Source organism: Azotobacter armeniacus (assembly GCF_054779355.1).
This window is the reverse complement of record NZ_BAAGYK010000165.1, coordinates 52,308-65,820: the sequence shown is the minus strand read 5'-3', so window position 1 is coordinate 65,820 and position 13,513 is coordinate 52,308. Positions and strand designations below refer to the sequence as shown.

Below are 13,513 nucleotides of genomic sequence, written 5' to 3'. Positions count from 1 at the left end.
GCCCTCAGTGCACATGGCTTTGCAGGGCGGCGATCAGTCCGTCGATGCTGAACTCGGGGTTCTCGCCCCATTCGTAGTCACCCTGCTTGCCGAACAGCGAGCCCGAGAGCTTTTCCTTCTTCTGCAGGTAGTCCTTGAGGGTGTCGATGCTCGGCTGCAGGTAGCCGCCTTCCCGCTGGACGCGGACCGGCGTTTCGAAGGGCACCTGCAGCCGTTGCCCCTTGCGCACCAGTACCTTGGCGAACTCCCAGGGACTGGCGCCGGACTGGGTGGTCTGGCGGGCGTTGGGCACGGCGACGAACAGCGCCTGGGTGAAGGCGGCGATGGCCTTCTTCAGGTCATCCTCGCCCAGGGTCTGCGCGAGCTGGCCCAGGTCCAGGCTGACATAGCGGTAATAGGTTGCCGAGTTGAACTCCAGGCTGCCCATGTGCGCCGAGCCGGGTTCATCCTGCAGGTCGTCCAGGGCGGTGAAGAACTCCACCTCGTTGCTGACCCTGTGGGTGGAGATGGCGTGGGCGAAGGAGGCGGCAGCCTCGACGTTCATATCCGGCGCCTTGGCGACCATGCGGCCGAACAGGGCGATATCCAGGGCGTCCACCGCCGGGTTGAGGGTTTTTTTAGCGATCTTGCCAAGCTCCTTCTCCTTAAGCTTGCTCGCATCGAAATCCTGCTCGCCAGCATGGTGGGCGAAGGCGCCGGCTTCACTGTCACTGATGAACAGCAGGGTATCGTCAGCCAGCAGATCAGCGAGTTTCTGTCCGCAGGTCTCTGCCTTCTCGGGGCTTGCCCCAGCCTTTGCACAGGCGCGTGTAAAAATTTCGGCAGTCTTCTTGGTGCGCGACGCGAGCCGGATGCCGAACTCCTGCATGGCCAGACGCACCTGGCGCTTCCAGCACTGGGAACTGACCCGGGCGCGGGTCACGCCGCCGACCACGGCGGTCTTGGGCGCGCCCACGTCGTCGCGGTTCAGGCAGGTGACGGGAAAGGATTGCAGGATGTGGTACTCGATCCGGGTATTGGTGTAGGCGTTGGTCATGACGGCGGTCCTTGTCAGGCGAAGGGGTGGTCGATCAGGGGAACGATTTGCAGCAGGCCGCAGCCGAACGCGCGAGCGCGGCCGATGCCCTGGGCGAAGGCGAGCCGGAAACGGCTCCGGTCGGTAACGACGAGCAGGCCCTGCACATGGGCCTGGGCGATGGTGACCGGGTGCTGGTGCTTGTCGGCGAAACGCAGCACCTCGATGCGCTCGACCTGCAGGCGTTCGGCATCGACCCGGAAGCCCCAGCTGCTTTGCGCCCGCTCGCAAAACCACTGGCCGACGGCCTCGCGGCCCTTGACCGGCACCAGCTTGCCGCTGGCGTTGTCACGCCGGGTCGGGTTGACCAGCACCTTGAAGCGGTAGCGCTCATGCTCGAGGAATGCGGCCGAGATGGGCTTGCTGCGCACCTCGCCATACTCGCCGTCAAGGCAGGCCGCAGGCTCCCGGTTCGACAGCATCAGGATGCGTCGGCCCTGGAAGTCGCCGCCCTGGTCTGCATAGAGAATGCCGCTGGCCTGACCGGCCGACTTGTCGGCTTCGCTGCGCACATCGGCATAGAGGCTGTAGACGACCCGGTGCAGCGAGTAAGGATCGGTGATGCGCAGCGCCTGGACCGCGCGTCGGTCCAGATGCAACACGCTGGCGATCAGGGACGTGCTCATGCGCTCTCCTCGGCGGCCTGGCCATAGAAGTCCTGCGCCCAGCGCGCCTTGACCTGCTGGGGATCATGGGAAAAGCGCAGCAACTGCTGCAGCAGCCGCTGGTAGTCCAGGGGCTGGCCGGCCCTGCTGTCGATCAGGGAGAGCAGCGGGCGCAGCATTCGGCAAAGCTCGGCAATGCCGTCGCAGGCCAGCAGGCGTCGCAGGCGGGCCTTGGCCTGTTCGCTGTCGCGGCCGTCTTCGTAGCAGGCGGCGATGGCCCGGCCCAGGGACAGGCTGCCGTTGCTCTCTGCCTTGGCCTTGGCGATGACGCAGGCCACGGTGGCGAAGGGCAGGCGCTGCTCTTCCCGGTCCAGCTCGATGCCGAAGGCGGCCAGCAGCTCCCAACTCTGGTATTCGGTAGTCGGGTTGTCCGCCCGGCGCAGCCTGGCGGCCAGGCCCTTGTCCTGCCGGCACAGCTCGATCACCCGGGATACGAATCGCTCGGCCCTGCTTGGCTGCCGCGCGGGTGTGGATGCATCCATCCTGGTCAAACCTCCTGTTGCAGATATTTGGCGGTGCTGGGCCGGCACTTGGCCCAGGCATCCAGTTGCCGCGCGGTTTCCCGCGGGCAGAAGCGGTCGTAGGCCTGCTGGACGTAACGGGCGAAGCGGCGGCGCAATTCCTGGCGCTGCCGGCGGCCTTCTTCGTCGGGCTCGCAGGCGTCGACCAGGGCCTGGAAGTCCCGCTCGCAGAGTTGCCAGAACAGATGGGTGGCCACTTTTGCTACTTTGCCGGCGTACGTATTTGCTTCTTTCTTCCCGTTATCAGCTTTCAGCTCTTTGAAGTAGTGGAAGACGCTACTCCAAAGCTGATCGGCCAGTTTCTCAATCCCATCCATTTCAAATTTCAATTGACCAAACCAAGAGGCGCCAAGAGAGCTGCTGTGAAGCCAAATTTGGGACTCGACAAAATCATCGTTACCGGCCGCATACTGCTCACCAGAATTACTGGTGACACGCAAACCGCCCGACCAGAAAGCAAAGGTCTCAGTTACATCCCGGGCGCGATTCAATCCAGCGCGAATTTGCAAACATTGAAAACTCTGGCCGCCATCCAACTCAAGGAAACCAAGCAAGGACGTAAGCTCGCGCCAGGGACGTTTTTCCGGGTCAACCCACAAGGCTTTTGGGTCTTTCCCTGAGTAATTAACCGCCACCGAAGGGTCGGCAATGCCCTCCTTGTAGCTGGCATGGGCAAGCCCTTCGGAGTAATGCAAGCCATCCTCCGTCAGCAGGCAGAAACGACACAGTGGTACCAACCGTCCCTGCAAGGATTGCTTGAGTGACTGGGCTACGGCGCAATCTTCACCTTCAGGCATTTGCTCCCAGGGAGCGGTGCCAAGTCTTTGGGGGAACAGATTGCTTTGCTCAATCTGCTTGGCCGTGAGCAAATTCAACCAAAGCGTTTGCCATAGGCTTTCGCTGATTAAAAAGTTATGTAGCACCCCTCCAAACTTGTTCGTTTGCCCAACTGCAGGACCAGGCTTGCCAGATGCTGTCTTGCCTTGATAGCCAGGGCTTAAGGTCACACTGTTGTCCGTTTTCTTGCCTCCCAACGCGAAGGCCATCAGGCAGACCAGCAACACCGCCTTTTCCCCATCGTCCAGCGGCCGTTGCACCTGGATCTGGCTGAGCACCGTAGTATTACCAGTGGAGACTTCCGGTAGTACTACGCCGTAATCCTGAATTTTGGCTGCCGAGATCGCCGGCATCTGCAGAAACGGCCGCTCGCCGTACAGATAAAAGCGCTCGTGCCAGCGCTGCAGATAATCCCGGCAACGCACGGCCAGGCCCTGCCAGCCCAATGCCCGCCATGCCTCTTCGTCCTCCGGCGTGCAGGCCGCCTGGGCGATGGCCAGGAGCAGCTTGGTCAGAGCGATCTTCTGCACCGGATTGCCGCCGAGGGCCCGGTATTCGGGCTGGCCGAACACGTCCTTGAGGCTGACCCGACCCACATCGGCGACGGGTATCCAGGGTTCGTCGATCAGATTGAAGCGGTTTTCCATGCCTTGCATCCACAGTCTTTCAGCAGTCGGTAGCCCAGGTCGTCCCGGTAGCCGAGGCTATGCCTGTCGTGCATCCTGGCGCCCTGCAGCCCGTGCAGCTCGCCGCTTTCGTCCAGCAGCGCCACGCGCAGCAGTGCTTCGTCGTCTCCGGGGCGGCCGAGGTAGAAGCAGTGCTGGAAACCGAGCTTGCGCAGAGTGTCCAGCGGTACCGGCAGGGGAGCGTCGGCCAGGCGGACCTTGACCACCTGGCGCATGAGCAGCGCGGCCAGACGGCGCCATTCGCGCTTGTTCAGGCGATGCTGCTGCCAGGGCAGGAGCACCTGTTCGCCATTCAGCAGGGTCAGTCGGCTGGCCTGCTGCTCGGACAGGGGCAGCAGGTTGCGCAGCAGCAGCGCCTCGCCGCTTTCGGTTTCGCTGTAGCGGGTCTGCGCCTTGCTTTCCGGCAGGGTGACGCCGTCCTCGGCCAGGGCAACCCGGGCCAGTTGGCGCAGGGCCTGCCGGCCCTGGCTGCGGCGCGAGCCTTCTTCCAGCTCGTGCAGCCAGCGCGCCATGGCCCCGGTTTCCGGCCGTGCCGCATAGGTGGCCTCGATCAGCGCGCGGATATCCCCCGGCAGGTCCAGCTGGTTGCGTCCTTCCCAGACTTCGAGGCTGCGGCACAGCACATAGGGGCTGTACACCGCCGCCGTGGCACCGAAGACCTGTTGCGGTGTCTCGATGGCTGCCTGCGGATCGGGCGCCAGCAGCCAGGCCTCGCAGCAGGCGCCAGCCGCGCGCGGGGTATCGGCATGCCGCCACAAACGCCCCATCCGCTGCAGCAGCATGTCGGTTGGGGCGAAGCGGCTGACCAGGAAGTCGGCGTCGATGTCCAGCGACTGCTCCAGTACCTGGGTGCCAATCAGAATCCGCCCCTGTCGCCGGCGTTCGGACCAGCCGTCCTTGCCGAACAGGCCGACCCAGTGCGCCTCCAGGCGCTGGCGGTCGTCCGCGGTGAAGCGCGAATGCAGGAGGCCGCAGGCGACGCCCAATTCGCCGGCACGGGCGGCCAGGTCCAGATAGCGCTCCTGGGCTTCGGCCACGCTGTTCTCGATCCACAGCACCTGCTGACCGGCCTGCGCGCGTTCGAGCGCCTCGTTCAGGGCTGGAGCCGCCTCCCTTTCCAGCCTAAGCACAACCCGCTGCCGGTCGCTCACGGGCACCGCCACTTCGACAGGCGCTCCGCCGGCCGGGACGGCGGTGATCAGCGGGTAGTCGGCGGAGGCGACACTGCAGTCGAGCAACTGGCCGCGCCGTTCCCTGTTCAGGGTGGCGCTCAGCACGATCACCGTGCAGTGCAACTGGCGCAGCAGATCCACCAGGGCGTCGAGCAGCGTGCCGGTATAGGCGTCGTAGGTGTGGATCTCGTCGAGGATGACCACCTTGCCGGCCAGGCCGAAGGCGCGCACGAAGCCATGCCTGACGTTCATCGCTGCCATCAGAGCCTGGTCGAGCGTGCCGACCGCGAAGGGCGCCAGCAGGCCCCGCTTGCCCTGTTGGAACCAGGAGCCGCCGGGGCGGCCCTCCTCCCCCATCTCGGTTTCCAGCAGCCAGGCATTGGCGTGCAGCAGCAGGGAGCGGTGCATGCAATCGTCCGCCAGGATGCCGTGCAGGAGTTTGTCTCCATGCAAAAACTTGCTGAAACGCTCGTGAATCTTGTTGGAGGTGAGCTGGGTCGGCAGGGCGAAGTAGATACCGCAGGCCTGGCCGCGCTCCAAGATCCGGTAGGCCGCGTACAGGGCCGCTTCAGTCTTGCCCAGCCCCATGGGTGCCTCCAGCACGTACACGCCCGGCGTGGCTACCTGCTCAATCAGCTGTCGCTGCGCCGAGCGCGGGGCGAAGCCGAAGACCTGCTCGAAACTCAGGCCGGGCTTCACCGCCGGGGGCACGAAGCCTGCCGCATCGAGTGCCTGTGCGATCCTGGGCTGCCATTCCAGGACCGGATCTTCGAAGAACTCGCCGGAGCCGATCCAGTCGGCCACCGAGGTCAGTCCGGCCAGCAGCCTGGCCTGGGCGGCCGAGCCCACCGTCGGCCAGTCAGTTTGCAGCGCCTCTTTGAGCGCCGCGATCAGGCGCTCGCGCTCCTGCTGCCAGGCCGCTCCGCCGAAGACCTCGTCCGCGGCGCGACGTCCGGCCACCGGAGGCGAAAAGCCATGGTGCTGGCCGAGGATTTCGGGCACGAACGCCGGAGCCCCGGCGGCGACCGCGGCCAGCTGGCTGACTCCGGGATGACCGCCCCAGCGGGCTTCCAGCGCGGGATCGATTCCGGTCAGGGCAGGCAAGCCTTCGCTGGGGTCGCAGGCGCGCCGCAGCTTTTCGTAGAAGGTCGGACTGACCTTGCCGATGTCGTGGCCCGCCGCCGCGAGAGGAGAGCCCTCGGGAAACAGGATCGTCCTCAGGCTGGGCGGATAGCGGGAAACGATCGCCCGGGCGATCTCGCCCACGATTTGGCAATGGTTGAAAACGCTCCTGCCGGCAAGCGTTCTGCCGTCGGGTGTCAGGAAGGTTTTTGCGGGACATGAATCGAAGCTGACGGCAGCACTGCCAGCCAAAGCGTTTCCCTGCTTGCGTCGCCACATGGGTTTATTTCCAAGGCCTCAGGGCCAGCATGCATTCCCTTGCATCACGCCGGAGCAAGCGAAACGTCCTGTGCGCTTTCGGCAAATTCGATAGCAATTTGCCAATACTAACCATACGTTCCGCAAGGAAATAACCCTGTGCAGAAAAACAGGTAAAGCTTTCAGGCCGGTTCGGTCCGGGAGAGTCGTGCCTATCCTTGTCTCAGGAATGGCGCGCAGAGTCTGTCGTCGGGGGCAAAGCGGCCCGGTCGGGCGAACGGCTTCGCCCGACCTACAGCGCCTCCAGCTTGGCGTAGCCGAGCATCAGCCACTTGCTGCCTTCGCTCTCGAAGTTCACCTGCACCCGCGCCTGGGCGCCGGCGCCCTCGAAGTTGAGGATGGTGCCCTCGCCGAACAGCGTGTGGCGCACGCGCTGGCCGAGGACGAAGGGGGTGTCCGGCACGGCTGCGCCGGCGAACATCGCGCTGCTGTCCGGGCGGGCGCCGAAGGAGCGGCTGACGCTGTTGGACAGGCGCACCTCGCGGATCAGCGCCGGGGGAAGCTCGCGGACGAAGCGCGAGATCTTGTTGTAGGTCTCGCTGCCGTACAGCCGGCGGGTCTCGGCATAGCTCACCACCAGGCGCTGCATGGCGCGGGTGATGCCGACGTAGGCCAGGCGGCGCTCCTCCTCCAGGCGGCCGGGTTCCTCCAGGCTCATCTTGTGCGGGAACAGGCCCTCCTCCATGCCGACCAGGAACACCTGCGGGAACTCCAGGCCCTTGGCGCTGTGCAGGGTCATCAGCTGCACGCTGTCTTCGAAGTCGCCGGCCTGCTGGTCGCCGGCCTCCAGCGAGGCATGGTCGAGGAAGGCCGCCAGCGGCGACTGAGCGTCCTCGTCCTCGTAGTGCTCGAAGGCGCGGGCGGCGCTGACCAGTTCCTCGAGGTTCTCCACCCGCGCCTGGGCCTTCTCGCCCTTCTCCGCGCCGTGGTAGGCGCGCAGTCCGGAGTCCTCGATCACCACCTGGGTCATCAGCGGCAGCGGCATCTGCTCGACCTTCAGGGCCAGGGTATCGATCAGCTCGACGAAGGCGTTCAGCGCGCCGGCGGCACGGCCGCTCACCAGCTTGCTGCCGACCGCCTGGTGCAGCGCGGCCCACAGCGAGAGGTTCGCCTCGCGGGCCAGCTGGCGCAGGGTCTCGACGGTCTTCTCGCCGATCCCCCGGGCCGGCAGGTTGATGATCCGCTCCAGCGCCGCGTCGTTGCCGCGCTGGTGGAGCACCCGCAGGTAGGCCATGGCATTCTTGATCTCGGCGCGCTCGAAGAAGCGCTGGCCGCCGTAGATGCGGTACGGGATCTTCTCCCGCAGCAGCGCCTCCTCGAGCACCCGCGACTGGGCGTTGGAGCGGTAGAGGATGGCGATCTCGTTATGTGCCAGGCCGCCCTTGAGCGCCTGCCCGACGCTGTCCACCACGTAGCGCGCCTCGTCGTGCTCGTTGTAGGCGGCGTAGAGGCCGATGGGCTCGCCGTCCTCGCCCTCAGTCCAGAGCTCCTTGCCGAGCCGGCCCTGGTTGTTGGCGATCAGCGCGTTGGCGGCCTTGAGAATGCTGCCGGTAGAGCGGTAGTTCTGCTCCAGGCGGATGGTTTCGGCGGCGGGAAAGTCGCGGGAGAACTGCTGGATGTTCTCGATCCGCGCGCCGCGCCAGCCATAGATCGACTGGTCGTCGTCGCCGACCGCCATCAGGCTGGCGCCGTCCTTCGCCAGGTGCCGCAGCCAGGCGTACTGCACGGCATTGGTGTCCTGGAACTCGTCCACCAGCACATGCCGGAAGCGCCGCTGGTAGTGTTCCAGGAGGCCCGGCCGGTCGCGCCACAGGTCGAGGGCGCGCAGCAGCAGCTCGGCGAAGTCGATCACCCCGGCGCGGGCGCAGGCCGCCTCGTAGGCCTCGTAGATCTTCACCTGGGTGGCGAGGAACAGGTCGCCGCCCGGCTGGATGTGCTGCGGGCGCAGGCCCTCGTCCTTCTTCGCGTTGATGAACCACTGCGCCTGGCGTGCCGGCCAGCGCTGCTCATCGAGGCCCAGTTCGCGGATCACCCGCTTGACCAGCCGCTGCTGGTCGTCTGAGTCGAGGATCTGGAAGTTCTCGGCCAGGCCGGCCTCCTGCCAGTGGGCGCGCAGCAGGCGATGGGCCAGGCCGTGGAAGGTGCCGACCCACATGCCCATCGGGCTGTGGCCGAGCAACTGCTCGATGCGCGAGCGCATTTCGGCGGCGGCCTTGTTGGTGAAGGTCACCGCGAGAATCGAATGGGGCGAGGCGCTCTCCACCTCGATCAGCCAGGCGATGCGGTGCACCAGCACGCGGGTCTTGCCCGAGCCGGCACCGGCCAGCACCAGATGCGGGCCGAGCGGCGCGGCCACGGCTTGGCGCTGGGCGGCATTGAGGGTACTTAGTAGAAAGGATAGGTCTTCGCGCATCGCGGCATTCTAGCGGCGGCGGCAAAGACGGGGCAAACTCGGGGTGTCTTGCCGATGCTACACGCCAAGGTAGATCCTCGTGATCGCCCGTCTTGGGACCGGATACTTATAACTAATAATTATGGATATGAACTTTCTCTTCCCCCCCAATGTCATGCCACCAGCCATCGAGCCGGAGAGCATCAGGGAGCGTTACGGCATGCAGATGGAGGCGGCCCTGAACCGTCGGCTGTATCGTGCCGCTCCCCTGCCGATCGTGCTGATGCTGAGCGGTGGCCTGAGCTGCGTGTTTCTGCTCTGGGAGCAGCAGGGTCTGGCCACGCTGGCCTGGCTGTCGATCTGGCTGGGTCTGCTGATCGGCTTGAGCCTGTGGCGGATCCTGGCCTTCCACCGTGCCCCGGCGGAGCGCCAGGCCGATGTGGGCTGGCGGCGCAGCTTCCTGCTCGGCGCTGCGGTCTCGGGAGCGACCCTGACCCAGATCGGCATCTTCCTCATGCCGCTGGCCACGCCGTTGCAGCAGGCGCTGATCCATGGCCTGCTGGCGGCGGCGACCATCTGCGCCAGCATGGCCTATGCGGCCAGCCTGGGCGCCTTCCTCGCCTTCGCCCTGCCCGCCCTGCTGCCGTCCAGCCTGTATCTGCTCAGCCTCGACCACAGTCCGCTGCAGGGCTGGGGCATCCTCGGTCTGATCCTGCTGGCGGCCCTCGTGCTCAGTGCCTGGCAGATCAACCGGGCGACCCGCCGCAACCTGTTGCAGCGCTTCCAGAACCGCTCGCTGCTGGAGTTCGAGAAGCAGGCATGGCGGGCCACCGCCCGGCTGAACGATGAGCTCGCCCGCGAGGTGCAGCTGCGCCGGCAGGTCGAGGAGGAATTGCGCAGCGCGCAGCGGGCGCTGGAGGAGCGGGTCAACGAGCGCACCCGGGCGCTCACCGCCAGCGAGCAGGCGCGCCGCGAGGAAAAGGCGCTGCGCTGCTATCTTTCCAGCCATGACCCGATGACCGGTTTGGCCAACCGCAGCCAGCTGTTGCGCCGTCTGAAGATCCTGGCCAGACGCCCGCGCGCGGCTGGCCGCGAGCTGGTGTTGCTGCATTTCAACCTGGACCGCTTCAAGCGGCTCAACGAGAGCCTCGGCCACCAGGTGGCCGACGAAATCATCTGCGAGCTGGCCCGGCGCCTCGGCGGCAGTCTGCGCCAGGCCGACACCGTTGCGCGGATCGCCGTCGACGAATTCGCCGTGCTCCTGGAAAGCGACAAAAGCCTGGAGGAGTTCGAGCAGCTCGGGCGCCGCCTGCTCACCCTGCTGCGCCACGGTGTGTCGGTGGGCGAGCACGAGGTGGTGATCAGCACCTCGCTGGGTATCGGCCTGCTGTCCGCGGCCGGCGGTGATCCGGCAACGCTACTCTGCCAGGCAGACATGGCCATGCGCCATGCCAAGCAGTTCGGCAGCAACACCGTGCAGTTCTACCGTGACAGCCTGCAGAGCAGCAGTCGCGAACGCCTGCTGCTCGAGGCGCAGCTGGACAAGGCGCTGGTACGTGGCGAGCTGGAGGTGTTCTATCAGCCGAAGCTGAATTTCGCGGCGAATCGCCTGCAGGGCGCCGAGGCGCTGGTGCGCTGGCGCCATCCGCAGCGTGGTCTGGTGTCGCCGGCCCAGTTCATTCCCTTGGCCGAGGAAACCGGGCAGATCGATGCCATCGGCGATTTCGTCCTGCGCGAGGCCTGCGCCCAGGCGCGTGCCTGGCAGCAGTCGGGGATCGCCGAGATGCGCGTATCTGTGAACATTTCCATGGGCCAGCTGCGCCAGAGCGATTTTGTCGCCCGGGTCGGTGCCGTGCTGGCCCTGACCGGCCTGCCGGCGCACCTGCTGGAGCTGGAGCTGACCGAAAGCCAGCTGTCGGATGACGTCGAACATTTGGCCAGGATCTTTGGTCAGCTGCGCGAGCTGGGCGTGCGCCTGGCGATCGACGATTTCGGCACCGGTTATTCGTCGCTCGGCTACCTCAAGCACCTGCCGGTGAATGTGGTGAAGATCGACCAGACCTTCATCCGCAGCCTGGATTGCTCCGGTCAGGGCGGCGATGCGGCGATCACCCGGGCGATCATCGTCATGGCCCACAGCCTCGGGCTGGAGGTGGTCGCCGAAGGGGTCGAGGAGCCGGCACAGCTGGAGTTCCTGCGCGAGCACGGCTGCGACGAGATCCAGGGCTACCTGATTGGCCGGCCGGTGGCAGCGGCGGCCCTGGCGAACCAGCTGCGCGAGCAGACCGCACAGCAGGCCTGCGCGATGAGCGACTGAGACGAGCCTGCCAGTGCCTGGATAGGCACATCGACTCCCTCGAGCGGATGCATAAGGAGGTCGCCACATGGCAGCAACGCTGCAACCACCTCGATGCCAAGATCAACTGGCAGTTCACCACCCAGGTGCGAGGGCCAAGCTGCGCAGCTTATATCCCTGGATTGAGGTGTGTTGAGGCCCTAAGTATTTTCACCGTGCTCAAGCTCACCTTGTTGAGCCGGCTGAGATACTGGCATGTATGGATTTCTCTCCTTTCCCATGCATGGGAGGGGGTCTGCAGGCACGGGAGGTGGAGCACGAGTGGCTTTTCCAGAGCAACAGCCTCAAGGGTAAGCGCGTGCTGTCGCTATGGCGGCTGGGACTGGAGTATGTACGCACTTATGCGGGAGACATTTCCGTGGAGAGGCTGCGGGACCTGGAGCTGGCCCTGCGGCGGGAGGTCCACCGGCAAGCGCAGGAGCTGGGGTGATTTTGTGGGGATCACTCAGCCCCAGAGGGTTTCTGGCACTCTCGCTATGCGGTCGGCCTGCTCGTTATCGGAGCGGTGGCAGGTTATTTCCTTATTACCGAACACACTGCGCATGTTCAGGGGGCGTTGCCGTATCTGTGTTTCTCTCCTGCCCCTTGATGCATCTGTTCATGCACCATGGCCATGGCGAAAATCACAAGTGCCGGGCAAACAGGGAAAACCCTCATGGACCACACTGAACCGGCCTATGGATGGAAGATCATTCGCTCTTGCCGTCCCCCTCGGACTTGCCGTCTTGGCCCTGCTTCATCTGCATTTGCTCCTGGTGCTTCATCCGTATCTCCTTCTCCTGCTGCATCTCCTTCTCCTGCTGCATCCGTCTCTGCTTCTGCCTATGTTGTTCCTGGTATATCACGTTGTTACCGCCGGACCGCCCCATGTTGTACTGCTCCCCCTCCTGGCGCGCGGGCAGTTGCAGGGGGACGCCCAGGACCACGGCCAGGGAGCCGGCCAGCAGAGTCTTGCGTTTCGGGAAGTTACTCATGTTTCCTCCTCATGGATTGGCGCGAAGCGACGGCATTCGGGGAAAGCCGGCTATACCGCCAAGATAAAAATAGTTGCTCTATCGGTTTGCTCTAATCTGCCATGCCGAAAAGCAGGCTTCGATTCTGAGTGATCCCCAAAAATTTTCCAGAAAAATCAAAGAGGTAGGGCTTGAAGAGGCCTGCATGGGCGGGCACGTTGGTTGTCGCCAAACGCCTGTTCGGCAACCGCCAGCTGCAGGCCGAGCGGGGGTTGTTCTACCGGGTCATGCGCCGTGCCCGGCTGGGCTCGCTCCGGCATCCGTTGCTCCTGGTGGACGGGTCGCCGATCGATGCCGCCGGCAAGCGGTTCCTGCTGCGCGCCGCGATCCCGCTGGCCGGACGCTCGCTGCCGGTCTGCGAAGTCGTCCACCCGCGCGAGGGCTGCCCGCGTTGCCAGCGGCGCCTGCTCGAGGCGCTCGCGGCGATGTTGCCGGCCGACTGCAGGCCCGTCCTGGTCACCGCTGCCGGCTTCCGGCGGCCCTGGTTCCAGGCCGTCGAAGCCCGGGGCTGGCAGGACGTCGGCCGCGTGCGCAACCGCGACCTGTGCCGGCTCGACGAGCGGCCCTGCAGCCGGTGAAGGGCCTGTATGCCCTGGCCTCGGCGTCGCCGAAACGGCTCGGTTGCCTCGAGATGACGCGCTCGGCGCCCTGGTCCACCCAACTCTACGCGGTGAAGCATGCGCCGCGGGGGCGCCAGCACCGGCGCGTCACCGGAACCCTGGCCCGGGACAAGCGCAGTCGGCAAAGCGCGCCCTGGCTGCTGGCCAGCAACCTGCCCGAGGAGCAGTGGAATGCCGCGCAGGTCGTGGCGATCTACCAGCGGCGCATGCAGGTCGAGGAAGGCTTCCTCGACCTGAAGAGCCATCGGCTGGGGTTTGGCCTGGGGCTGCATCGAAGCCGCTGCCCGCGGCGCATCGAGATCCTGCTGCTGATTGCCGTGCTGGCCAGCTACGCGCTGTGCCTGCTGGGTCTGCAGGCCCGGGAGGCGGGACACGAGCGGCGTTTCCAGAGCAACAGCCTCAAGGGTAAGCGCGTGCTGTCGCTATGGCGGCTGGGACTGGAGTATGTACGCACTTATGCGGGAGACATTTCCGTGGAGAGGCTGCGGGACCTGGAGCTGGCCCTGCGGCGGGAGGTCCACCGGCAAGCGCAGGAGCTGGGGTGATTTTGTGGGGATCACGCAGGGCCAGAGCTTGTCCCGGCGCCGCTTGGGTGACAACGCCGCAATCGCGGCAAGCAGAGCATCGGGAAGGTCACTCTGCGCCGAGGTCACTCGTATCGGCAGTCCGATCCGGCTCGAAGAGAGGCAGTTCGGGCAATTCCGCGAGCTGGTAAGTGCTCGAAGAAAAATAATCC

10 protein-coding genes and 2 pseudogenes are annotated in these 13,513 nt (G+C 65.4%); 5 read left to right on the top strand and 7 right to left on the bottom strand.

All coding sequences use genetic code 11. From position 1 onward, the window contains the following. Window positions 1-4 precede the first annotated feature (4 nt). The 6 genes from cas7e to uvrD all read right to left on the bottom strand — a co-directional run bounded on the left by cas7e (window position 5) and on the right by uvrD (window position 8,809). Entirely contained in the window at window positions 5-1,036 is a 1,032-nt protein-coding gene (gene cas7e, locus ACYVD0_RS22270; protein WP_460428820.1) for a type I-E CRISPR-associated protein Cas7/Cse4/CasC, read from the bottom strand. Window positions 1,037-1,050: 14 nt separating this feature from the next. Further along, window positions 1,051-1,701 carry a type I-E CRISPR-associated protein Cas6/Cse3/CasE gene (gene cas6e / locus ACYVD0_RS22265; RefSeq protein ID WP_460428819.1) on the bottom strand — a complete coding sequence of 217 codons (651 nt, stop codon included), beginning with the start codon at window positions 1,699-1,701 and terminating at the stop codon, window positions 1,051-1,053. Continuing rightward, entirely contained in the window at window positions 1,698-2,222 is a 525-nt protein-coding gene (gene casB / locus ACYVD0_RS22260) for a type I-E CRISPR-associated protein Cse2/CasB (protein ID WP_460428818.1), read from the bottom strand. The genes cas6e and casB overlap by 4 nt, the downstream gene beginning before the upstream one ends. A gap of 5 nt (window positions 2,223-2,227) precedes the next feature. After that, window positions 2,228-3,745: a type I-E CRISPR-associated protein Cse1/CasA gene (casA, locus tag ACYVD0_RS22255; protein ID WP_460428817.1), complete on the bottom strand. Its 1,518-nt coding sequence runs from the start codon at window positions 3,743-3,745 to the stop codon at window positions 2,228-2,230. Further along, entirely contained in the window at window positions 3,724-6,222 is a 2,499-nt protein-coding gene (gene cas3, locus ACYVD0_RS22250) for a CRISPR-associated helicase Cas3' (RefSeq protein WP_460428816.1), read from the bottom strand. The genes casA and cas3 overlap by 22 nt, the downstream gene beginning before the upstream one ends. A 406-nt stretch (window positions 6,223-6,628) precedes the next feature. Beyond that, entirely contained in the window at window positions 6,629-8,809 is a 2,181-nt protein-coding gene (gene uvrD / locus ACYVD0_RS22245; protein ID WP_460428815.1) for a DNA helicase II, read from the bottom strand. 127 nt (window positions 8,810-8,936) lie between these two features. Here uvrD and ACYVD0_RS22240 point away from each other — a divergent pair, with 127 nt between their 5' ends. The 4 genes and pseudogenes from ACYVD0_RS22240 to ACYVD0_RS22225 all read left to right on the top strand — a co-directional run bounded on the left by ACYVD0_RS22240 (window position 8,937) and on the right by ACYVD0_RS22225 (window position 11,813). Beyond that, the gene (locus tag ACYVD0_RS22240; RefSeq protein ID WP_460428814.1) at window positions 8,937-11,105 is read left to right on the top strand and encodes a putative bifunctional diguanylate cyclase/phosphodiesterase; all 2,169 of its coding nucleotides are present in this window, start codon (window positions 8,937-8,939) and stop codon (window positions 11,103-11,105) included. Between the two features lie 271 nt (window positions 11,106-11,376). Further along, a pseudogene (locus tag ACYVD0_RS22235) lies at window positions 11,377-11,574 on the top strand (IS4 family transposase); the annotation flags it as partial. A gap of 75 nt (window positions 11,575-11,649) precedes the next feature. Then, window positions 11,650-11,733 (top strand): DUF2933 domain-containing protein, encoded by an 84-nt coding sequence (locus ACYVD0_RS22230; protein WP_460428904.1) that lies wholly within the window; start codon window positions 11,650-11,652, stop codon window positions 11,731-11,733. Next, window positions 11,733-11,813 (top strand): hypothetical protein, encoded by an 81-nt coding sequence (locus tag ACYVD0_RS22225; RefSeq protein ID WP_460428903.1) that lies wholly within the window; start codon window positions 11,733-11,735, stop codon window positions 11,811-11,813. Before ACYVD0_RS22230 ends, ACYVD0_RS22225 begins: the two co-directional genes overlap by 1 nt. Window positions 11,814-11,833: 20 nt before the next feature. Here ACYVD0_RS22225 and ACYVD0_RS22220 read toward each other — a convergent pair whose 3' ends face one another. Next, the gene (locus ACYVD0_RS22220; RefSeq protein WP_460428813.1) at window positions 11,834-12,118 is read right to left on the bottom strand and encodes a hypothetical protein; all 285 of its coding nucleotides are present in this window, start codon (window positions 12,116-12,118) and stop codon (window positions 11,834-11,836) included. Window positions 12,119-12,330: 212 nt separating this feature from the next. Here ACYVD0_RS22220 and ACYVD0_RS22215 point away from each other — a divergent pair. Continuing rightward, window positions 12,331-13,322: pseudogene (locus ACYVD0_RS22215) on the top strand (IS4 family transposase); the annotation flags it as partial. Window positions 13,323-13,513: the final 191 nt, after the last annotated feature.

Bases quoted from the DNA above. Each gene is read 5' to 3' on its own strand.
- ACYVD0_RS22240 (WP_460428814.1), top strand. From the start codon at position 8,937: ATGAACTTTCTCTTCCCCCCCAATGTCATGCCACCAGCCATCGAGCCG.
- casB (WP_460428818.1), bottom strand. From the start codon at position 2,222: ATGGATGCATCCACACCCGCGCGGCAGCCAAGCAGGGCCGAGCGATTC.
- cas6e (WP_460428819.1), bottom strand. From the start codon at position 1,701: ATGAGCACGTCCCTGATCGCCAGCGTGTTGCATCTGGACCGACGCGCG.
- cas7e (WP_460428820.1), bottom strand. From the start codon at position 1,036: ATGACCAACGCCTACACCAATACCCGGATCGAGTACCACATCCTGCAA.
- uvrD (WP_460428815.1), bottom strand. From the start codon at position 8,809: ATGCGCGAAGACCTATCCTTTCTACTAAGTACCCTCAATGCCGCCCAG.
- ACYVD0_RS22220 (WP_460428813.1), bottom strand. From the start codon at position 12,118: ATGAGTAACTTCCCGAAACGCAAGACTCTGCTGGCCGGCTCCCTGGCC.
- casA (WP_460428817.1), bottom strand. From the start codon at position 3,745: ATGGAAAACCGCTTCAATCTGATCGACGAACCCTGGATACCCGTCGCC.
- ACYVD0_RS22225 (WP_460428903.1), top strand. From the start codon at position 11,733: ATGCATCTGTTCATGCACCATGGCCATGGCGAAAATCACAAGTGCCGG.